Consider the following 22,414-nt stretch of genomic DNA (forward strand, 5'->3'; position numbering starts at 1 on the left):
TAATTATAAAACAAAAAATGAAATTTACGGTTGACAAACACGAAAAATATATTCTGTTAAAGCTGAATGAGTCAAAATTGAATTCATTAATAACTCCGCAGCTTAAATCTGAATTGATTTTAATCAACACCGAGGGTCAGCGAAATATCATTTTCGACCTTTCACAAGTAAAATTTGCAGATTCATCGGGATTAAGCAGCCTGCTCGTAGGGCACCGTTTATGCAAAAATGCATCAGGATCGTTTGTACTCACCGGCCTTAATGATGCAGTTTCCCGCCTCATAAATATTTCGCAGCTTGACAGCGTACTCGCTATTGTTCCAACGTGCGAAGAAGCTATCGATTTGATTTTTATGGAGGAAATAGAAAAAGAATTAAAGAAAGAAGCAAAATAGGCTTTCCGGCTGTTTACCAGGTATGAAATTCGAGGTAACAATACTTGGCAGCAGTTCTGCAACCCCCATTTTTAACCGAAATCCTACATCTCAGGCGCTCAACATCAACGAGCGCCTATATCTGATTGATTGCGGCGAAGGCACGCAGCAGCAAATGTTGCGTTTTGATGTAAAAGCCAGCCGTATAGACCACATTTTTATCAGCCACCTGCACGGCGACCATTATCTCGGCCTGGTGGGATTGTTATCGTCCTTACATTTAAACGGGCGGTCAAAACCTCTATTTATCTATTGCCCTGAGCCGCTAAAGGAAATTATAGATGTACAGCTTAAATACTCTGAGACCGAAATTCAGTATCCTTTGGAATATAAATTTACTGATGCCGGGAAATGTGAAGTTTTGCTGGATAACCAGGATATAACAGTTACATCTATTCCGTTAAACCACCGCATCGCCTGTACCGGCTTTTTATTCAGGGAGAAAAAGCGACTTCGTAAGCTGATAAAGGAAAAAGTAGAGGAGATAGGTATCCCAGTACCATACTTTTCAGGCTTAAAACGGGGAGATGACTATATTGACCCTAACGGAAAAGTGTACAAAAACGATACGCTAACGATTGACTCAGCCGAACCTAAGAGTTACGCCTATTGCTCCGATACGATGTATGATGAGTCGTATTTTGAACAGATAAATAATGTTACGATGTTGTATCACGAAGCAACTTTCATGCATAATATGCTTGACAGGGCCCTTGAAACGCATCACACCACAGCACTGCAGGCCGGCGAAATAGCCAGCTTAACCGGTGCGAAAAAATTGCTTATAGGCCATTTCTCGGCCCGGTACAAAACGCTGAATGAACTTTTAGAAGAAGCGCAAAGTGTTTTCCCGGATGCAGAATTAGCAATCGAAGGAAGAACTTTTATTATCGGCGCCTAAGTTGGCGGTTACCAGTTTACAAATAAAGCCGGTAAAATGTTGCAAACTGTAGACTGTAAGCTGCCAACTCCTCAATTAGTCCTTTTTGCCGCCAAATACCGAGAAGCTTACATAACGCTTAGGGTGTGCTTTTAAATCGATAAACAATGAGTTAAGGTTGGCTGTAGCGTCTTTCAGGTTATTGTACATTTTGTCGTCGTTCAGCAGTAAGCCCAGGGTACCCTGGTTGGTATTTAATCTGCTAATAGTAGCCTGCAGATCAGCCATCGCTTTATTGGCGTTGTCTAATGTTTGTTTCAAATTTGCAGCGGCTATGTCGCTGCTTACTTTCTGAAAATTATTGGTAATGCCGGTTAAGTTTGCCGTGCTGTTTTTGAGGTTTCCCGATACAGTTTCGGCGTTGGCCAGTATGTTATTGATATGCGAAGTTTGTCCCCCAACCAACGCATCTATTTTTTTTGTGGTTCCCTCCAGGGTCTGCAGGGAGTTCGCTATACTGGTAAAGCTCCTGTCAACATTTTTTTGAAAATTGGGATTTAATATTTTATTAATGGCTTCCAGTGAAGAATCCAGCTTCGTAATCAGGTTTTCTGCTTTGGTTTGAATCGGTTGAAGGCTCTCGGCCAAACTACCCTGTATATCAGCACGCAGTGTATCATTGTCGTCAGCAAAGGTATTGCTGTTGCCGTATTCAAATACAATGGCTTTGCCTCCCAGTAAATCTGTGCTCACCAGTTTGGCCAGTGTATTAGAAGGAACATTGTATTTACGGTCTACCTTAAACTGCACGACGGTGTGCCCATCTTGCCTTAAGGTCATTTTTGACACATTGCCAATCGGAAAACCATTTACAAGAACAGGTTTGGATACCGAAAGCCCGTCTACACTTTTGTAAATAGCATAGTATTTGTTGGATCCTGAGAATACATCGTTTCCCTTTAAAAAGCTATAACCTAATATAAGTATAGTAATGCCGATGGCCGTTAGCGCGCCAATTTTGGTTTCGTTTGATATTTTCATAGGTGGTTGAATGTGTAACGTTGAAAAACAATAAAGTTGCGATTTGTTTGCCAGACTTTACTCAGTTTTCGGACTACTCTATAACACGTTATTGCGATACTTGTTCTAGTTCTGCCTTATAACTGCTTAAGGCCCTTACAATCGATGCTACTATTTCGTTTTGACCGGCTTCGGAATTAAGGTAATCTTCCTCTTCACGGTTATTTATAAAACCTGTTTCGATAAGTACTGCCGGCATAGCACTATGGCATAACACCAATACACCCTGTTCTTTTACACCATCACTGCGGCGGCCATCGCCTTCGGTAAACTCGCTGTTCAGCATATTTGCAAAGTGAATGCTTTGTTTGCGGTACTTTGCTTTAAAAGCGTTAATGGCGATAACAGCTGCCGGGTTATCGAGGATGTCTTGTTGGTCGCTATTGTCTTTTTCTTCAAATAAGTTCTCACGTAAAGCCTCCTGCTCTTCTTCTGAACGGTGAAAACCATAAACCAGGAACAGTACGCCTTTGCCGGAACGGTCCGGAACGGATACCGTGCGATAAACAGCCCTGCCATGCTTATGGCCGACAACTTCACGTACGCGCCTGTCGGCTAACGAATTGCAGTGGATAGATATAAAAAGATCGCCCTTGCTGGAGTTTGCTATTTCGGAGCGCGCTTTAAGACCGACATCAGCCTCGGTCTTACGCGTCATTACCACATTTAAATCGGGTATATCTTTTTCTATCGCCTTTTGTAATTTAAGGGCTATAGCAAGCGTTACATTACTTTCCTGAGAATATGATCCCGACGCACCGGAATGCGTTCCGTTGGGCCTGGTACCATGACCTGCATCAATAACAACCGTTTTTAGCTTGTATGCTGCGGTGACAGTGTCCCGTCGTGGGGTGAGATTCTTAGCTGATGAAAAAAAAGGTAGAGATGCTAACAAAACCGGTAAACCGTAAATCAATCTTTTCAATGCCTTATTTTTCATTATTTTTGAACGCTGTTAACTATATCTGCAAAAATACTATTCATAATCAATTTTGAAATTCGTAAGCCTTTTTTTTCTTATTGCATTCATCTTAACGGCACATGTGATGGCGTCATCACGAATCAGCAGCGCCGTTTATTTTACATTACAAACGGATAAAACCAAGAAATCTGATACAGCTAAGACTAATAAACCGCCTAAAAGTAAAAAAAGTAAGTCAAAACCCGCCGCTAAAGGCGCTCCCTCAAAGAATGATACCACAAAAGAATCGCTTGGTGATGTAAAATCTGAAGTGAAATGGCATGCCGAAGACTCAACCGTTACCGATAATGTTCATAACATTGTTTACCTGTATGGACAGGCACGCGTTACTTATGAAGATTTTGAGCTGGATGCAGATTATATAAGGCTTGATAAGAACAACAACCTCTTATTTGCCAAGGGCAGTATCGACCCCTTGACCAAACGCTATGTGGGCAGGCCGATCTCGAAGCAGAAGAATGATAAGCCGGTAGAATCCGACTCTCTTTTATTCAACTATAAAACCAAAAAGGGCAGGGTGTTTAACCCGGCATCTGAGCAAGACGGTAACTTCCTTTCAGGTGGCGAGCTGAAAAAACTAAATGATAATGAAGTAGCCTACCGGAATACAACATTCAGTACCTGTGATCTGCCGCAGCCTGATACGCATTTTGGGATTGTGATAACAAAAGGTATAGGCGAGAAAAACAGGATCATATCCGGGCCGGCCTATCTCGAAATAGAAGGTATCCCATTGCCACTGGCTATACCTTTCGGTTTTTTTCCAAAGCCGGATACGCGGGCGTCCGGCGTTATCATACCTACTTTCGGTGAAGACCAGAAGCTGGGCTTTTATCTCCGGAACTTTGGCTATTATATAGGTATAAGCGATTATCTGGATCTGACAAACACCGGTACCATTTACTCAAAGGGCTCGTACGAATTGAATACAACCGCACATTATTTAAAACGGTATAAATACGGCGGTACCGTTTCATTAAGCTACGGTTCTCATAATTACGGGCTCGAAGGTGACCCGGCACAGAAAGATTTTAATATTACCTGGTCGCACAGTCAGGACGCGAACGCCCATCCCGGCAGCACTTTTAGCGCTTCGGTCAATGCGGGTACGTCAACCTATTATCGTAATAACCCGGCTCAAAACAACTATAATATTAATTCTCTTACACAAAATAATTTAAGATCGTCAATTAACTACAGCAAGACCTTTACCGGAACTCCCTTTAACTTAAGCGTAGGCCTTTCGCACAGCCAGGACCTTACTAATAAGACGGTTACCCTGCAATTACCGACATTGAGTTTTACCATGGCATCTATCAATCCTTTTGATTCAAAAGACAGGGTCGGCGAGCAAAAATGGTATCAGAAAATAAATGTGAGCTATAGTCTATCGGCCACTAACGACCTTGATAATATACCGGAGGCACAGCTTTTTAAGGGCAGTACGCTGGCAAAAAAGATGCAAACCCGGGCGGTACACCAGATTCCTGTAGGGCTAAGCTTGAACATATTGAAATATTTTCAGTTTAGTTCCTCTGCAACTTATACTGAGCATTGGTATCTGCAGACCGTCAACAAACGCTTTATACGCGGCAATACCTTGCCCAATGGTTTACCTAATGAAAGCCCTAATATACCTTTTGTTGACACGGTTAGCGGATTTAAAAGAGGTGATTCATACACATTAAGCACAGGTTTATCAACCAAGCTTTACAGCACCGTGAATTTTAAAAAGGGCAACATTATAGCGATCAGGCATGTAATGACGCCAAGTATCAGCTTTAATTATAGCCCTAATTTTGCCGATCCAAGTTTTGGCTATTATAAAACGATAGTAAGCAATGCTAATGTGCCGCTGCCCGTTACCACCAATACTTATTCTATATTTCCGGACAATTTTCCCTCGGCAGGTAAGCAGGCCGGCATAAGCTTCAATCTCGACAATACTATCGAAATGAAGCTCAAGCCTAAAACGACGGATACGTCCGGGAAGGCAAGGAAAGTGCACCTGATTGACGGATTCTCGATTTCGACATTCTACAACTTTGCGCAAGACTCTTTAAAACTTTCACCAATTTCTTTTTCAGCCCATACCGCTATACTGAACCAAAAAGTTAACGTAAGTATATATGGTTCATTAAATCCTTACGTAACTCAAGTAATAGACACCATACAAAACGGACAAATTACAAGATATGCCCATGACATCAACCGCTACACCTTTCAGGATGGCATGTTCCCGCGGCTTACTAATATAAGCCTGTCCTTAAGCGGTAGCCTGAACTCTACATCGTTTAAGCCGAAGCCCCCGGTCCAAGCCATGAATACGCTGCAAACCATAACGCCCCAGCAGGCGCAAAGGCTTGCGTTTATAAACAGTGACCCAAGCGCCTACGTTGATTTTAATGTGCCCTGGAACCTTTCTTTTAATTATAATTTCAGCTTTAACAATAATGTTATTAACACCAACTCAACAAATACGCTTATGCTAAGCGGTGATGTTAATATTACATCTAAGTGGAAAGTTCAGTACAACACAAATATCGACATTCGGCAGGGGAAACTTGCAGTAAGCTCCTTCGGCATATACAGGGATTTGCATTGCTGGGATCTGAACGTGCAGTGGGTGCCTTTTGGAATTTACAAATCGTACAATGTAACTTTAAAAGTTAAGGCGGCGGTACTGCAGGATTTGAAGCTTAGCAAAAGAAGCGATTACAACAGCAATTCATACTTTAACGGCAACTGATAATGCTTGCAGAAATTATTACTATAGGCGATGAAATACTCATCGGGCAAATTGTTGATACCAATTCTGCCTGGATGGCTGGTAAATTAAACGATATCGGCATACGGATAAAACAAATATCTTCGGTATCGGATGACCGTCAACATATTTTAAGGGCCCTTGCCGAAGCTGCCGAACGAGCTGACGTAATCTTAATAACGGGAGGCCTGGGACCAACTAAAGATGACATCACCAAAAAAACAATCGCCGAATATTTTAATGTTGGCATGATTGAAAATAAACAGGCGCTGGAAAATGTATACAGCATTTTTGCAAAGTATAACCGGCCGATGCTTGATGTGAATCGTGCACAGGCATCAGTTCCGGAAAACTGCGACGTGATATTAAACCATAACGGCACTGCCCCGGGGATGTGGTTTAATGAGGGAGGCAAAATTTATGTATCGATGCCGGGGGTTCCGCACGAGATGATGTATATGATGGAGGAGTCGGTTTTACCTAAATTAAAGTCGGAATTGAAACTGCCTTTCATCATTCATAAAACTATTTTAACGGTGGGTGAGGGCGAATCCTATCTGGCGGAGCGAATAGCCGATATTGAAGATGCGTTACCCTCGCATATTAAATTAGCTTATCTGCCTAAACTTGGACAGGTAAGACTGCGGCTAAGCGGCTATAGTGAAAACAAAGCGCAGCTGGAAACTGAAATACATGGTTTCGCGGCCAGGATAACTGACCGGGTTGCTAATGTTGTGGCTGCCGAAGAAGACATCACCATTGAAGAAGCAATATTGAATTACATGGCGGAAAGGAGTCTTACCTTATCTGTCGCTGAAAGCTGTACCGGTGGCTATATATCTCATTTAATTACCCGTCATGCGGGTTCGTCACGAGTCTTTCTTGGCGGGGCGGTTTCTTACGCCAATGATTTGAAGGAAAGCGTACTTGGAGTTAGACACGAAACACTAAGTGCCTTTGGTGCGGTTAGCGAAGAAACCGCCGTTGAAATGGTTGAAGGGGCTTTGCGTAATTTTAAGTCAGATTATGCGATTGCTGTTACTGGCATTGCCGGGCCAGACGGCGGTACCCCTAATAAGCCCGTCGGTACAATATGGGTAGCCGCTGCAAATGCTAATAATACTGTAGTAAAGAAATTAACATTTGGTAATAAACGGCTCCAAAACATCGAAAGAACAGCAATTTCGGCCCTCAATATGTTGAATACTTTACTCCGGGATACTGATAAATAACCGGAAAATCCAGTAATTTTGACCGTCAATCTATTTACTGTCTATGGCTAAATATAAACTGTTGCTGCCGAAAATGGGCGAAAGTGTTGAAGAAGCAACTATAATCAAGTGGACTAAAAAACCGGGAGATTATATAGAGGCTGATGAAACAGTTATGGAAATTGCCACCGATAAAGTGGACTCCGACGTTCCATCTCCCGTCTCCGGTACATTAGTTGAACAGTTATGTAAAGATAACGATGTTGTTAAGGTTGGTGCGACAATAGCTATTATTGAAACCGGCGAAGCAGAGGTTGCTAATGCTCCTACTGCGTCTGAAACGCCCCAACAGCAAGAGGAGCATTTAACGCCCCCTGTGTCTGCTGAAAATTTAAAACCTACTGCTGAACAAACACCTCCGCAGGTTCCGGCCGAGCCTTACAAAACTCCGGTACAATCACCGCAGCCTGTTGCTAACACGCCTTGGTCTAATCCGGCGCCAAAACAGCAGGACGAAACCAAACCCGTTTTCGCAGAGCCTGTATCAGTGCCTTACGTGGAGCAAATAACACAAAGATCAGATGATAAGACGACAGAGACCAATAAGAGCGAAGGCCGCTTTTATTCGCCTTTGGTTAAAAATATTGCTGCGCAGGAAGGCATCAGCAATGCCGAATTAGATAAAATACCTGGTACAGGAGCTGAAGGCCGCTTAACAAAAGACGACTTATTGGCTTATGTACAGCACAGACCGAAACAGTCGGCCAATGGTCAAGTGGCGATGCCCGCCGCTGAACAAGCTCCAAAAAATGAGCCGGCTTACCAGGGCTCAAAACAACCGCCGGTAACAGAAACGTCAATGCCGCAGCCTGCATACGAAGCTCCAAAGCAAGAAGCTGCCAAAGCGGAGGTGTCACCGGCGCCTGCCAAAGAAGAACCAAAAAGCGTTTCGCTTTCAGGAGGGGATGAAATTGTTGAGATGGACAGGATGCGCCGTTTAATTGCTGACCACATGGTGATGAGCAAGCAAACTTCGCCACATGTAACTTCTTTTGTTGAAGCTGACGTTACCAACCTGGTATTGTGGCGCGATAAAATAAAATCGGGATTTGAGAAACGTGAAGGGCAAAAAATAACTTTTACGCCTATTTTTATAGAAGCAGTAGCGCGTGCAATTAAGGATTATCCCATGATAAATATCCAGGTTAACGGCACGCAAATCATCAAAAAGAAAGATATCAATATCAGCATGGCTACCGCTTTGCCAAGTGGTAACCTGATCGTGCCGGTCATTAAAAAAGCAGACGAGCTTAACCTTTTAGGATTAACCAAAGCGGTAAATGACCTGGCCAGCCGTGCGCGCGAAAATAAACTGAAGCCTGATGACGTACAGGGCGGCACCTTTACACTAACCAATGTAGGTTCGTTCGGAAACGTTATGGGTACCCCTATAATCAATCAGCCACAGGTAGCTATTCTGGCGGTAGGGGCGATACGCAAGAAGCCAGCTGTAATCGAGACATTGCAAGGCGACATGATCGGTATACGCCATATGATGTTCCTGTCATTGTCGTACGATCATCGCGTTGTGGACGGCGCGTTGGGTGGTTCATTTGTAAGAAGGGTTGCTGATTACCTGGAAAATTGGGAAACTGACCGGGAGATATAACCCGTGGCTCTCATGGTAGGGCGCATGATGTTAGAAACTAAAAGCCGGCTCATTATAGCCGGTTTTTTTTGGCATTTATCCTGCAATTAAAGAATCTTTCTTGATTTCTGCACCGTATTTCCGGGTAAGCATTTCGTAAACAATTTTTAGCCAGATTAAGAATGACGGGAATGCGATTAATGCGTACGGTGTTACATAGGCAAGTCGTAACGGTCTTGGAAACAGATCTGAATTGGCGTTTGTTAACACCAATGCAAATATTAACAAAAAACGCTCATAGGCTGATACAGGCCGGTCCAGAGCTGTATACCAGATACCGACACCGATCATCGCTATGATATAGGTAGGTGGTTCAGACCCACTGCTGAAAATTGTAGTAAAAATTAACACCGATGCTGCCAGCGAAAGCTGATATTGGACGTTGCGCCAGTATTTTACACGTGCCATTGACGTAGCAAAGATTAGCAGGGCGGGTATCAGCACAACTTTGTTCGGCAAACCAGAATAATGGAAGATCTTGCTGATCATCCCCATAACGCAGACATATCCCCGCGAGGACACTACGTTGGCCGCATTTTTGGCAACCAGGTCGGGATACCAGTCATGATAGGTTTTGATAATAAATGCAGGAGAAGAAATAAGCATTGGCAGTGCGAATAGTAGGATGGCCCAAAACGCCATGCTCAAAATCAGCTTTATCTTATTGTCTGAAAAGAAAAAGAAAGCAAGTCCTACAATACCGTATAGCTTTATAGCGGTGCCTATAATAATCATTAGTGCAGCCCAAAAGTCCTGCTTGTTCCTGATAAATATCAGACTGAATAAAATCAGTGCGGTGATTAGCGGGTTGACCTGGGTATTGCCCGCCGAACCGACGATGCTGAAAATATTAATGAGCAGTATCATCATTCGCTGATTGTCGTTCAGCGGCAGTTTCATTATTGCCAGGTACAACACCCAGGAGTTGAACATCACCCATACAATTGCCCCAAGTCCGTCTGGAAATATGGTAAATGGCGCTATAATAAGGGCAAACACCGGCCCATAATGATTGAGATCAAAATAATATTCAGGCTGCGGCCCGAACAAGCTATGCTGATGAATAAGGTTTAAAAAGTTGTGCTTATAGATTATATAGTTGTTGATGTTTCCATTGGCGATGTGGCTGTCAATAACATTGGGTATAAGTACCCCTTTTAACACGGGAAGTAAGCTTAAAACAAACCACGCCCAGATAACAAATTTTTTATTTGTAAAAAGTTGGGTAATATTTTGCATCGCGGCGGTTTCCATGGTTTGGGGCGCAAATATAGCAAACAACCCGCTATCGGCGACAAATTTGTAGCTACCTGATTGTGATCAGCGCGGACAGAAGATCGCTGTATTATGTGAAACATTTCTTTCCTACGGCTCAACATAAATAATTTGCTATAAGAATAAAGCAAAAGGGCCCCGGCGGGGCCACTTTGAAAACTATAAAACCAAAAAGAAATTATAACGCCGCGGCTTCTTCCGTAACCGCAATAGTAGCCAAATCTATGCCCGCAAGCTGGTCGGCGAAGGCGACAAATGCGCCGCATCTGGCAATTAGTTCCTGGTTGCCGACAAGACTCTGCAAGTTGATCCGGCCAATAATAAATTTATAGTCACCAGAATAATAGCGCTCATGTATGCTAATAAAATCGAGGGCTTCTACCAGGCTTTCGTTATCGTAGCGCAGATAAATATTCAGTTCGATATTATTCGTAAAGTTCAGGCCACCGCGCGCCTTTGCTTTTTTATATTCGTATTGATAACCGTACCGAAGTGCGGCAATGTCTGATAAAACCGCTGAACCTGTAGGGTGGCCCCCGGCTCCTTTACCGAAAAAGAATTGCTGATCGGCAAAAGCTGCCTGCACTATAACACCATTGTATTCGTACTCAACGTTATATAAGAACTCTTTCTCATTAACAAATTTTGGCAGTACGAAAAGTGCCACATGTTCGTTATCAAGTTCTTTGGCGACCGGAACCAGTTTAATTTTCAGGTTCTTTTCGCGGGCATATTGTAAATCATGCGAGCCCAGATTCTGGATCCCAATATTGAACACATCGTCAGGCTTAACGATTACGCCGTAAGCGTGTGCGGCAGCAATAACCAGTTTGTACTTTGCATCAAAACCGCCTACATCGCTGGTTGGATCGGTTTCGGCGAAGCCAAGGTCCTGCGCCTGCTGCAAGGCCATCTCATAGCTTAGTCCTTCGTTAAAGCCTTTTGACAGTATATAGTTGGATGAGCCGTTAAAAATGCCGCTCACTGAATGCAGCAGTTCGTTATCATAGTACTCTTCCAGGTTTCGGATGATAGGAATACTCCCGCATACCGAACCTTCATATAATAAAGACGTACCGTATTTATGCTGTAATTCGATAAGTTCCTCCAGGTGCAGGGCGATCATTTTTTTACTGGCCGATACCACGTTTTTGCCGGAACTTAAAGCGCGGGATACAATCTCGAACGCGGCTTCCGTATCGTTAATCAGCTCTACGATAGTGTTGATCTCCGGGTTATTAAGTAGCTCGTCCCTGTCGGTAGTGAACAAATGCGATGGAAGCGAACGTTTTTTTGTCGCGTCTTTTATCGCAATTTTTACGATCTCCAAATTCAGATTTTTAGTTCTGATGATGTCATACAGGCCCTGGCCTACCACGCCAAAACCGAATAATCCTATGTTTAATTTTTTACTCATTATGCAGTTTGTTGCAATTCGATTATTTTTCCTCTTACGTCAGTTTTGAAAAAGGATTTAATGATATTAGTTAATGGTTCTGTTTCTATTAGGAATCCGTCGTGCCCGTAAAACGAGTCCAGTTCGGCAAATGCGGCTTTGGGGATATGCTGAAAAAGATATTGCTGCTCTTCGATAGGGAACAGTACATCTGATTTTATTCCAATAACCAATGTACGGGCCTTAACCAGGCTCAGGGCTTTTTCAACACCGTTTCTTCCGCGGCCAACATTATGTGAGTCCATACTTTTGGACAGGTACCAATAGCTGTATGCATTATAGCGGTTTACGAGTTTTTGCCCCTGGTAATTTTGATAAGAAGATGCCTTGTAATTATCAGTGTGGGAATCCCCTTCTTCCTGCTGGGTTACTCCGTAAGTTTTATAATTACGATAGGACAGAAGCGCAATACTGCGGGCTGCACTTAACCCTTTTTGGCCGCCATTGGGGGTATTCGAATAAAATGTCTGATCAGCGCTGATAGCCATGCGCTGCGATTCATTAAATGCGATGCCCCATGGAGAGTGCTTTGCGTTCGTAGCAATAAGCACAAGATTTTTTATCCGGTCAGGTTCTATAATCGACCATTCAAGCGCCTGCTGACCGCCCAGTGAACCGCCAATTAAAATTTCGATATTTTCTATACCGAGGTGATCAGCCAAAATTCCATGTGCTTTCACCATGTCTCTAACAGTAAACTGCGGAAATGACAGGTAATAAGGTTCCCCGGTTGCCGGGTTAACACTTAACGGACTACTACTGCCATAATGTGAGCCGATAATGTTAGCGCACACAATGAAATGTTCGCCGGGATTAAAATAATCGTTCTCTCCAACAAAACCTTTCCACCAGTCGAAAACATCTGAATTTGCAGTGAGGGCATGGCACACCCAAACTACATTGTCTGCGTTTTTATTCAGCTTGCCGTAGGTATGATAGCCTATTTCGAGTTCCTGCAATTGCTGACCAGACTCAAGTGTAAATGGCTTGTTGTATTTAAAAATTTTCGTCATTAACTATTCTTAGGTTCTTTTGTAATCTTCAGTCATTCACCTTATTCATCAACAATTTTGCCCTCGGGTTGATGAGCGGACAACTAACGATTATTTTATTTTTTCAAATGCCTGCTGCAGGTCTGCTTTAATGTCGTCAATATGTTCTATCCCTGCAGACAATCTTAACGAATTTGGATAAACCCCTGCCGAGATTTGCTCTTCATCGCTCAATTGCTGGTGGGTAGTTGCCGATGGCTGGATAATCAGCGTCTTTGCATCACCCATATTCGCCAGATGACTGATCAATTGCAGGTTGTCAATAAACTGGCTCGCTTTTTCTTTACTGCCCTTAATATCAAAGGTCAGCACAGCGCCAAATCCATTTTTTAAATATTTTTTTGCGAGTTGGTGATGCGGTGAAGATGCCAGGCCCGGATAATTTACCTTTTCAACCTGCGGATGTTGTTCCAGCCATTTGGCCAGCTCAAGCGCATTGTCGATATGGCGTTGTACACGAAGCGATAGTGTTTCTAAGCCCTGTATGTTAAGCCAGGAATTAAATGGGGATTGAGAAGGCCCGAAATCCCGAAGGCCTTCAACACGGGCGCGGATGATAAACTGGATATTGCCAAATGGCCCGCCTATGCCGAATACGTCAGAAAATATCAATCCATGATAGCCTTCAGACGGTTCCGTAAATTGAGGGAATTTGCCATTTCCCCAGTTATAGTTACCGCCATCTATTATAACGCCGCCAATGCTGGTGCCATGTCCGCCGATCCATTTGGTAGTTGATTCAACCACCACGTGTGCGCCGTGTTCAAGCGGACGGAATAAATAACCTGCCGCACCGAAGGTATTATCTACTATCAACGGCAAATCGTGTTTTTTTGCCAGTGCAGATACCTTGTCAAAATCTGCAATATTGAAGCCGGGATTGCCAATTGTTTCAAGATAAATGGCCTTTGTTTTATCGTCGATTAAAGCTTCGAGGTTTTCGGCGGTATCATCTTTTGCAAAACGGGCTTCTATGCCCAATCTTTTAAAAGCTACTTTAAACTGGTTATAAGTTCCGCCGTATAAAAATGGCGAGGTAACAAAGTTATCACCGGCTTGCAGGATATTATTGAGTGCCAAAAATTGGGCAGCCTGGCCTGATGCTGTTGCTAAAGCCGCAACACCGCCTTCGAGTGCAGCAATACGCTTTTCGAAAACGTCAGTGGTCGGGTTCATTATCCTTGTGTAGATATTGCCAAACTCCTTCAATGCGAACAAATTTGCGCCATGCTCGGCATTTTTAAATACGTAAGACGTGGTTTGATATAAAGGTACAGCGCGAGAGCCTGTTGTAGGATCGACTTCCTGACCTGCATGAAGCTGTAGTGTTTCGAATTTTAAGTTTGCGGATGACATATGTTTTAAGATTTGATGTTTAAAGAAATTTGTTGACTAACCGGGCATGACGGTGTAAAATCACTTTGTGATACACGCACATTTCGGGAAAAGAAAAGTAAAACGTGTAAGGGCTATCAACAGCAACACATGGCCATAATACCGCTGCTAACATTGCGGTAGCAATTAGCCGGTACTGATTTTTGCGCCTTAAAGATGTTTGGGAGAATGATGTAAATTAAACTTTTCATGGTTGTTAATTTATATTTCCCGGGATATTTACCGGGTAAGGAATTGGCACCTTCTCCACCCTGGAGGGTTGCCAGCGGGTCGTTGAGCCTAATCTCTCGCCGCTTCTTTATAAATCATAACCTTTTAGAAGGTAATGATTATGGTATCGCTACCAAATATTGTTGCAAATATAGGGTGATGGAAATGTTTTTTCCAAATTTTATTTTCTTTATGGTGGTGAAATAGGAAAATGCAAAGCAAAAAGCTTACACCACACCTCGTTTAGCCTGATTTTTAACACTTGTTTGCAGATCTTTAACCCAGCGCTTCTTCCAGATCAGCAATCAGGTCGTCAATGTGCTCTAATCCAACAGAAACCCTTAATAAATTAAAAGGAGTGTTGGTATCCGGGCCTTCAACAGTTGCACGGTGCTCAACAAGGCTTTCCACACCGCCAAGGCTGGTCGCACGGGTGAATAGCTTAAAGCCATTAATAACACGCCGGGCTTCATCTTCGCCGCCTTTAAGAGTAAACGACAGCATGGCCCCGAATTTAATCATCTGCTGTTTGGCAATATTATGCTGCGGATGTGACGTTAGGCCAGGGTACATAACCGCTTCAACCTTAGGATGCTTTTCGAGATATTGAGCCAGTAATTGCGCGTTGTGTACATGGCCGCGCATACGGTAAGGCAATGTTTTTATACTGCGAACCAGCATGTAGCAATCCATAGGTGATGGGATGGCCCCGCCATAGCCTTGCACGTCGCGTATTTTTTCCCACCATTCGTCTTTCTTAGCAGTTATAAGTGCACCGCCCATCAGGTCGCTGTGCCCGCCAAAATACTTGGTGGATGAATGCATCACCAAATCAGCACCCAAAGCCAAAGGCTGCTGACACATAGGAGTAGCGAAGGTGTTATCAACAGCCACGCGGATGCTGCGCTTGTGAGCTAATGCTACAACATTTTTGATATCAGTGACCTTAAGCAACGGATTCGAGGGTGTTTCCAGCCAAATAAGACCGGTTGACGGCATCAGGTGTTTATTCACTTCGTCGATGTTATTCACATCGATGAAATCGAACTTTAAGATACCATTAAATAACTTTTTTAACTGATTGCGCAGGCCATGGTACATGTCATCAGGTGCAATAATATGAGTGCCAGGGGCCAATGACTGAAAAACGGACATGCCCGCGGCATTGCCCGAAGAAAAAGCTGCTGCATCTGCACCGCCTTCCAGTTTTGCCAGAACGTTCTCCAGCAGGGCGCGGTTGGGGTTGCTGGACCGGCTGTAAATATGCCCGCCAGGAAAACTGCCGTCTTCAGCGCGCTCGAAAGTGGTTGATAATACTATAGGCTGAATTACCGCTTTTGATGTATTATCAACGTGGTTACCGGCGTGTATGGCGATAGTTTCGGGTTTCATGGAGAAGTGTTTTGCGCAAACTTAACGGTTTAAACATTGAACAACTACACCTTTTTTAAATATATCTGCGGCGGAAGTTTACCGAAGACAAATTCAGTTACTTCACACAACCAAATCTCCTGATTTAAGATTTCACCGTTATAGTTGCCTAAAAAATATATTCCGCCGCCTCCGGGTTGCCGTGAATAATCATGTATTAACTCTAGTACATCAGCATTTGCAAACGGGAATTCTGATAAAATAAGTTCTGCTTCAGGCGCTCCGGAGCCTACATGATCAAGCATGGTGTCGGCGCCGCCAACCATTTCAAGGTCAGCCTTTTGACCGGTCCAATCAGGCAAATCTATATACCATTTACCGCTGTCTCCCTTTATGAATTTATAAGTTTGGAAGTTTGTTTGAGTAGTCATGACAGACCAAGGCAGGCAAAGTAACAACAGGAGCAAAATTATGCCTTCATTTATATTTACACCCCGATTACACGAACATTTTCTACATTTGCTCAAAAGTTACTGAATGGAAGCTGAAGCTAATGTGCGTGCATTATTGCAGAATCCGCATCTCTCTGCCGGATTAAAGCAAATAGGAGAAAAGGTACTTGATAACAAGCGTATAACTTTTGAGGAAGGCGTTCTGCTTTACGAAGAGGGGGAGTTAGGTTACGTGGGTATGCTGGCCAACTATATCCGGGAAAAGCGCCACGGAAATAAAACATACTTTAACCGTAATTTCCATATTGAGCCTACCAACCTTTGCGTTTACGATTGTAAATTTTGTTCCTACTCTCGTTTAATTAAGCAGCGATCAGAGGGGTGGGAGTATACGATGGACGAGATGATGGACATCGTAAAAAAATATGATAACGAGCCCGTAACAGAAGTGCATATTGTCGGTGGCGTATTGCCACAGTATGATGTTCCGTTTTATACAGAATTGTTCAGCAGGATAAAAGCGCATCGCCCTGAATTGCACGTAAAAGCATTAACACCGGTCGAATATCATTATATATTTAAAAAAGCGAAAATTGACTATGCTACCGGCATGAAGATGATGCTGGATGCCGGCCTTGAATCAATCCCGGGTGGCGGAGCGGAAATATTTCATCCTGAAATACGCGACCAGATTGCCAAAGATAAATGCACGGCCGACCAATGGCTCGCTATTCACGAGGAATGGCATAAGTTGGGCGCACGTTCAAATGCGACCATGTTATACGGTCATATTGAAAAATACTGGCACCGGGTCGATCACATGGAACGCTTGCGGCAATTGCAGGATCGGACCGGCGGCTTCCAGACCTTTATTCCGTTAAAGTTTAGAAATAAGGATAACCAGATGTCTAACATCCCGGAATCATCGGTCGTTGAGGATCTGCGAAATTATGCTATAGCCCGTATTTATCTTGATAATTTCGACCACATAAAAGCTTATTGGGCAATGATCAGCCGTACAACGGCACAATTATCACTGAATTTTGGCGTGGACGATATAGATGGTACACTGGATGATACCACCAGGATTTACTCGATGGCCGGCGCCGAGGAACAAAAACCAGGTATGAGCACTAAAGAGCTGGTTGAGCTGATAAAGCATGTTGGCCGTGAGCCGATAGAGAGGGATACTTTGTATAACATTGTGACTGATTATACAAATCATGAATTCCCGGAAGAACCCAAGCCGCAATTTTATAAGCTCCCGGTGATAAATTAGTTATTGGTCATTCTTATATTGATGCAATCACTAGCGTCCGGGAACAAAAAGAAGAAATGAATAAAACGCTATACATCGTCCGCCATGGACAGACCGAGTTAAATAAACGGGGCATTGTACAGGGGCGTGGCATGGACACTGATCTTAATGACGAAGGCCGCAAACAGGCCGGCCAGTTTTTTGAAGCATATAAAAATGTAAAGTTCGATAAGATTTATATCTCGTCACTAAAACGTACCCGGCAAAGCATTCAGCAATTCATCGATTTAGGCATACCCTACGAGAAATTGTCAGGGCTGGATGAATTGGCCTGGGGTATACATGAGGGACAGGAAGCCACCGAAGAAAACAAGGCGGCTTTTTTGCACCTGATGCGCGACTGGATGGATGGTAACCTGGATGCCAAATTTGAAGGCGGCGAAAGTCCGAATGAGGTAAAAGCGCGGCAGCAGGAAGCGTTAAATATTATTATGAGCCGTCCGGAAGAGGAGACTGTGCTGATTTGTATGCACGGCCGGGCCCTGCGTTTGATCTTATGCCTTTTGACGGAACGCCCGCTGACCGAAATGGACAACTTTCCCCACCAAAACCTGGTTTTATATAAAGTTTATTACAACGGCGAAAAGTTTGAAATCATCGACTTTAACAACGCCGGGCACCTGAAAAATATTTGAACTACCTTGAACAACAAAATTAGGATCTCAGCAGTAAGCTACACCAATACCAAACCTTTTTTGTATGGCATAGAACACAGTGATATCATCAATAAAATTGATTTGAGCCTGGATATGCCAGCAGATTGCGCACAGAAATTAATCGATGACAAAGTGGATATCGGTCTTATTCCGGTTGCTGCAATTTTGGACCTTCCGCAGTGGGAAATTGTGTCTGATTATTGCATTGGCGCATCCGGACCGGTAAATTCTGTTTTTATATTCAGTAACTGCGCCGCGGAGGATATCAGGACATTGCAGCTTGATCCCGAGTCGCGTTCGTCTAATAACCTGGCCCGCGTTTTATTGAAGAATTACTGGAAGGCAGATTACCAGCCCATACTCAATGCACCAGATTACGCTGTCACAGCAGAGCCAACTACCGCTTTTGTACAGATAGGCGACCGTACCTTCGGTAAAAAACAACAATATAAGTATGTGTATGACCTGGCCGAAGAATGGAACAAGTTTACCGGCTTGCCGTTTGTGTTTGCCGCATGGGTAGCCAATAAGTCCGTCCCTGCTGATTTTATGGACGAGTTTAATCAGGCAATAAAATATGGTCTCGAACACCGTGCCGACTTATTAAAAGACCTATCCGCCCGGCCCGACTTTGATTTGGAAGACTACCTGATGCGCAAGCTGGACTTTAACTTAACGGGAGATAAAAAGAAAGCACTGCATTTATTTCATGAGTATATAAAGTCTTTGAGCTGAAAATATTAGGTGTTCCGTGTCTCGTCCTGAAATAGGTTTACACATTAAGTAAACACGAGATGGACGAAAATTTAAAAATGCTGATCAAACAAGATCATGAACTGGAGGGGCTAAGTTATCGTAATTTAGCGGAGAAGTATGGAATGGACCGTACCGAGATTCACCGTATTGTGATGTCAAAAACAAAGAAAGATGTACAAAAGCCGCAGTTAACATCCCAGGCGGTAAAAGAAGAATTGCCGTTGCCGGACGACATTAATGAGCTAAAAAAAGCCCTGCGCGATGCCCGCTTAAAGATTGAATTACAGGAGTTGATGCTGGATATCGCCAGCAAAGAATTTGGTGTCGATATCAGAAAAAAGTCTGGCACCAGGCAGTCCAAATGAAGATGCAAAGCAGCCGGCGAGGTCTTCGCGGGCTTTGCAGACTGCTTGGTTATTCGCCACAGGCGTATTATAAAAACCAAAGTGTATCGCTTAAACAGGGCCTGGCAGAGGACCTGTTATTGAGCCAGGTGCTTATTCACCGTAAGCTTCAGCCTCGTTCAGGCGGGCGTAAGCTACATGAAATGCTCTTGCCTTTTATGCAGGAACATGAGCTTTACATAGGCCGGGACCAGCTGTTTAATTTGCTGCGGAAGAACAACCTGCTGGTTAAAATGCGAAGGTGTAACCGGCCGCGAACCACCGATTCGAATCACTGGATGAGGCGTTACCCGGACCTGGTAAAAGACGTCAAAATAAGCCGTGCAAACAGCTTATGGGTAAGTGATATTACCTATATCCGGCTCAAGAATGGCCATTTCTGCTATCTAAGCCTGATTACCGATGCTTACAGCCGCAAGATAGTCGGCTTTCATTTAAGTGATAACTTATCGGCAGAAGGCCCGGTGAGGGCATTGGAAATGGCACTCGATAGCAGAGCAGGGAATGCGCCCCTTATCCATCATTCAGACCGTGGTTCTCAATACTGCTGTGACGCTTATATATCCCTGTTAAAGGATAATAACATTAGTGTTAGCATGACCCAGAGCGGAGACCCCAGGGACAACGCTATTGCAGAAAGGGTAAACGGTATTCTTAAACAGGAACTGCTGACAGCATCATATGCAACCCTTAACCGGGCGCATCAATCGGTAGTAACAGCCATTGACATTTATAACCGTTTCAGGCTACATTCCAGCCTGGACATGATGACACCGGAAATGGCGCATACACATGCCGGGCCAATCAAACGCCGCTGGAAAAGCTGGGCAGAAAGACAGGCGGGCTGTCCCGGTTTATTAACAAAAAGAAAGGAGACCAGAAAAAGAAAAAAAGAAGCAAAAAAAGAAAAACGTGTTGAAATATGGAAAACTCTACCGAGTTTCCCACATTCCAACACGACAAGCAAACAATAACAGTTATTCTTTATCTTTACTCATAGTGTAAACCCTATACAGGACTAAGATAAACTGTAAACCTAACACAGGATTATTCATTAAAAAGTGTAAACTTTTTTCAGGACGGCACAGTTTTCGCACGCACGAACGCACGCGAACGTATTTTAAAGTACTGATTATCAGCTTATTGTTGATTTTAATATTTTCAATGTGCTGGTAATCAGTGTTTTCTGTATGGGTTTACACAGGGGTTACACTGTAAACCCCATTAAGGTTAAAACAATATTTTATTACTGATCGTCGCTGTCGGTATCGGCGGCTTTTTTGGCAGCCATTGCGAGTACAGGTTTACCTATCGTTTTATAGTTCCCCTCGCCTTTAAGTATCTGGGCAATCTTATCCTTGTCCTGCATAACCTTTACAGCCTCGGCAAGTTCTTTATCGTATTTAAAATTAGTTTCATAACGGCCTTTTTCAAAGTAATAGCGGGAAGCTATTTCATTTTCAAGAACCTGCTTAATCTCGTCCTTGTGTAATTGAAGATCGTTCTTTTTGCTGGCCATCATTTTAGCTTTCAGCGCATCGTATTCTGTTTGTATCTCGCTAAACTGTTTTTCTTTAGTCGCTTCGTTTTTCAGGCTGGCAAGCACTTTCTCTGTTGTGGTGGTGTAGCTATAGTTCTTTCCATCCAAAAACTTCACAAAATCAGCATAATCAGCATCCGTCAATGCAAATTTTCCGCTTGCAGCTATAGTTGGGTGAGTATCGCGGTAATGGTTAGCGTAATCAAAAATAAACAATTTACCTACCAGAGCCTGGGTAACGTTGGCAAAGCGCTCCTGCTTCACAAATATATCGGGATAAATGCCGCTGCCGTCATAAACAGAGCGGCCATTTTTGGTTTTAAACTCGTGGATCAGCGAATCGGCAACCTTTACTACGCTGCCATCGTCCTTTCGGTGAGTATAGTCTATTTCCTGTATGCAACGGCCTGATGGAACAAAATATTTGGCGATTGTGATTTTCACCAGGCTGTTGTAAGGCAGGTTAAACGTTTGCTGAACCAGGCCTTTACCGTAACTGCGCTGACCGATGATAATAGCACGGTCTAAGTCCTGCAGTGAGCCGGCAACTATTTCAGATGCAGACGCCGAGTGGCTGTTTACCAAAACTACCAGCGGCAAATTGGGTTCAACCGGTGCGCTTACTGTGTTATAAGTAAAATTCTTTTCCTTTATCTTTCCTTTTTGCGAAACTACCTCAACATCTTTCGGTACAAAAAGGTTAACAATCTTTACAGCTTCCTGTAATATACCCCCGCCGTTTGAGCGCAAATCAAGGATGATACCATTGGGCTTATTTTTTTCGATGGCTGTAAGGGCATTAGTTACCTCTTCGGCAGAGTTTTCAAGAAATTTATCAAGCTTAATATAGCCCATATTGCCACCCACCATGCCTGAATAAGATACATTGGGCTGTCTTATTTCGTCGCGCACAAGGGTCTTTTCAGCGGGTTTTGCATCGCCTTCACGCTGCATGGTCAGCTTAATGTTGGCCCCTTTAGCGCCTTTAAGAAGCAGGCTTACCTGGTCGTTATTTTTCCCGTCGAGGGGAACATCGTTAATTTTCAACATCTGGTCGCCTGGCCTGATGTCTGCTTTTTGGGCCGGAAAGCCCTGGAATACATCCGACACATAAACTTTATTATTGCGCACAAATATGCCCGCGCCAATTCCGCCGTACTGCGTACTTACGTAGTGTAGCTTATAATCTTCAATTTCAGATTCCGGGACGAATTCGGTATAAGGGTCCAGCCCGTCGAGCATGGCGTCGACACCGGTCTTTATCATCTTTGTTGAATTAATATCATCAACATAATTGATGTTAACCTCTTTGTAAACAGATGCAAATACATCCAGGTTTTTCGACAGCTGGAAAAGGTCGTCTTTAAAGCTAAATGCGCCCGCTGCTATTATCAGTATCCCGCCAATAAGCAACTGTTTTTTATACCTGTTCACAATACCCTTGTTCATCCTAAAAATGTTAAAAAT

At 43.5% G+C, this 22,414-nt stretch carries 19 protein-coding genes and 1 riboswitch; of the genes, 10 read left to right on the forward strand and 9 right to left on the reverse strand.

Translation table 11 applies throughout. From position 1 onward, the window contains the following. Positions 1 to 17: 17 nt before the first annotated feature. Both Q3W13_RS13890 and Q3W13_RS13895 read left to right on the forward strand, forming a co-directional pair. The gene (locus Q3W13_RS13890) at positions 18 to 395 is read left to right on the forward strand and encodes an STAS domain-containing protein (RefSeq protein ID WP_302864755.1); all 378 of its coding nucleotides are present in this window, start codon (positions 18 to 20) and stop codon (positions 393 to 395) included. Between the two features lie 22 nt (positions 396 to 417). Further along, entirely contained in the window at positions 418 to 1,335 is a 918-nt protein-coding gene (locus tag Q3W13_RS13895) for a ribonuclease Z (protein ID WP_302864756.1), read from the forward strand. 75 nt (positions 1,336 to 1,410) lie between these two features. Here the strand turns inward: Q3W13_RS13895 and Q3W13_RS13900 are convergent, their stop codons facing one another. Both Q3W13_RS13900 and Q3W13_RS13905 read right to left on the reverse strand, forming a co-directional pair. Continuing rightward, entirely contained in the window at positions 1,411 to 2,355 is a 945-nt protein-coding gene (locus Q3W13_RS13900; protein WP_302864757.1) for an MlaD family protein, read from the reverse strand. Positions 2,356 to 2,443: 88 nt separating this feature from the next. Further along, the gene (locus Q3W13_RS13905; protein ID WP_302864758.1) at positions 2,444 to 3,334 is read right to left on the reverse strand and encodes an N-acetylmuramoyl-L-alanine amidase; all 891 of its coding nucleotides are present in this window, start codon (positions 3,332 to 3,334) and stop codon (positions 2,444 to 2,446) included. Positions 3,335 to 3,440: 106 nt separating this feature from the next. Between Q3W13_RS13905 and Q3W13_RS13910 the strand changes: the two genes are divergently transcribed. From Q3W13_RS13910 to Q3W13_RS13920, 3 genes are read left to right on the forward strand one after another with little or no spacing between them, the layout of a single operon-like run. Further along, on the forward strand, positions 3,441 to 6,125 hold the full coding sequence (locus Q3W13_RS13910; protein WP_302864760.1) for a putative LPS assembly protein LptD: 2,685 nt from the start codon (positions 3,441 to 3,443) through the stop codon (positions 6,123 to 6,125). A gap of 2 nt (positions 6,126 to 6,127) precedes the next feature. Then, positions 6,128 to 7,375: a competence/damage-inducible protein A gene (locus tag Q3W13_RS13915; RefSeq protein WP_302864762.1), complete on the forward strand. Its 1,248-nt coding sequence runs from the start codon at positions 6,128 to 6,130 to the stop codon at positions 7,373 to 7,375. A gap of 43 nt (positions 7,376 to 7,418) precedes the next feature. Continuing rightward, complete coding sequence (locus Q3W13_RS13920) at positions 7,419 to 9,023, forward strand: dihydrolipoamide acetyltransferase family protein (RefSeq protein WP_302864763.1); 1,605 nt, start codon at positions 7,419 to 7,421, stop codon at positions 9,021 to 9,023. A gap of 75 nt (positions 9,024 to 9,098) precedes the next feature. Here the strand turns inward: Q3W13_RS13920 and Q3W13_RS13925 are convergent, their stop codons facing one another. The 6 genes from Q3W13_RS13925 to Q3W13_RS13950 all read right to left on the reverse strand — a co-directional run bounded on the left by Q3W13_RS13925 (position 9,099) and on the right by Q3W13_RS13950 (position 16,252). Further along, the gene (locus Q3W13_RS13925) at positions 9,099 to 10,316 is read right to left on the reverse strand and encodes a glycosyltransferase family 87 protein (RefSeq protein WP_302864764.1); all 1,218 of its coding nucleotides are present in this window, start codon (positions 10,314 to 10,316) and stop codon (positions 9,099 to 9,101) included. Between the two features lie 199 nt (positions 10,317 to 10,515). Next, positions 10,516 to 11,754, reverse strand: a complete 1,239-nt coding sequence (locus tag Q3W13_RS13930) for a homoserine dehydrogenase (RefSeq protein ID WP_302864765.1) — start codon at positions 11,752 to 11,754, stop codon at positions 10,516 to 10,518. Next, positions 11,754 to 12,806 carry a homoserine O-acetyltransferase gene (gene metX / locus Q3W13_RS13935; RefSeq protein WP_302864766.1) on the reverse strand — a complete coding sequence of 351 codons (1,053 nt, stop codon included), beginning with the start codon at positions 12,804 to 12,806 and terminating at the stop codon, positions 11,754 to 11,756. Before metX ends, Q3W13_RS13930 begins: the two co-directional genes overlap by 1 nt. 90 nt (positions 12,807 to 12,896) lie before the next feature. Then, positions 12,897 to 14,201, reverse strand: a complete 1,305-nt coding sequence (locus tag Q3W13_RS13940; protein ID WP_302864767.1) for an O-acetylhomoserine aminocarboxypropyltransferase/cysteine synthase family protein — start codon at positions 14,199 to 14,201, stop codon at positions 12,897 to 12,899. 237 nt (positions 14,202 to 14,438) lie between these two features. Next, a riboswitch (SAM riboswitch) is annotated at positions 14,439 to 14,547 on the reverse strand. Between the two features lie 179 nt (positions 14,548 to 14,726). After that, positions 14,727 to 15,842: a PLP-dependent aspartate aminotransferase family protein gene (locus Q3W13_RS13945; RefSeq protein ID WP_302864768.1), complete on the reverse strand. Its 1,116-nt coding sequence runs from the start codon at positions 15,840 to 15,842 to the stop codon at positions 14,727 to 14,729. A 44-nt stretch (positions 15,843 to 15,886) separates the two neighbouring features. After that, complete coding sequence (locus Q3W13_RS13950) at positions 15,887 to 16,252, reverse strand: DUF6717 family protein (protein ID WP_302864769.1); 366 nt, start codon at positions 16,250 to 16,252, stop codon at positions 15,887 to 15,889. Positions 16,253 to 16,358: 106 nt separating this feature from the next. On the opposite strand from Q3W13_RS13950, the gene mqnE reads away from it, so the two are divergent. From mqnE to Q3W13_RS13975, 5 genes are read left to right on the forward strand one after another with little or no spacing between them, the layout of a single operon-like run. Then, a complete protein-coding gene (gene mqnE / locus Q3W13_RS13955; RefSeq protein WP_302864771.1) occupies positions 16,359 to 17,552 on the forward strand; it encodes an aminofutalosine synthase MqnE in 1,194 nt (397 codons plus the stop codon). Between the two features lie 56 nt (positions 17,553 to 17,608). Then, entirely contained in the window at positions 17,609 to 18,226 is a 618-nt protein-coding gene (locus tag Q3W13_RS13960) for a histidine phosphatase family protein (RefSeq protein ID WP_302864773.1), read from the forward strand. Between the two features lie 6 nt (positions 18,227 to 18,232). Then, on the forward strand, positions 18,233 to 18,982 hold the full coding sequence (locus Q3W13_RS13965; RefSeq protein ID WP_302864774.1) for a menaquinone biosynthetic enzyme MqnA/MqnD family protein: 750 nt from the start codon (positions 18,233 to 18,235) through the stop codon (positions 18,980 to 18,982). A gap of 59 nt (positions 18,983 to 19,041) precedes the next feature. Continuing rightward, positions 19,042 to 19,368, forward strand: coding sequence for a hypothetical protein (locus tag Q3W13_RS13970; RefSeq protein WP_302864775.1), 327 nt, complete (start codon positions 19,042 to 19,044; stop codon positions 19,366 to 19,368). After that, the gene (locus tag Q3W13_RS13975; protein WP_302864776.1) at positions 19,365 to 20,381 is read left to right on the forward strand and encodes an IS3 family transposase; all 1,017 of its coding nucleotides are present in this window, start codon (positions 19,365 to 19,367) and stop codon (positions 20,379 to 20,381) included. Before Q3W13_RS13970 ends, Q3W13_RS13975 begins: the two co-directional genes overlap by 4 nt. 272 nt (positions 20,382 to 20,653) lie before the next feature. On the opposite strand, the gene Q3W13_RS13980 is transcribed toward Q3W13_RS13975, so the two are convergent. After that, a complete protein-coding gene (locus Q3W13_RS13980; protein ID WP_302864778.1) occupies positions 20,654 to 22,396 on the reverse strand; it encodes a S41 family peptidase in 1,743 nt (580 codons plus the stop codon). Between the last annotated feature and the right edge of the window lie 18 nt (positions 22,397 to 22,414).

It is taken from the genome of Mucilaginibacter sp. L3T2-6, assembly GCF_030519355.1.
Taxonomy (GTDB): Bacteria; Bacteroidota; Bacteroidia; order Sphingobacteriales; family Sphingobacteriaceae; genus Mucilaginibacter.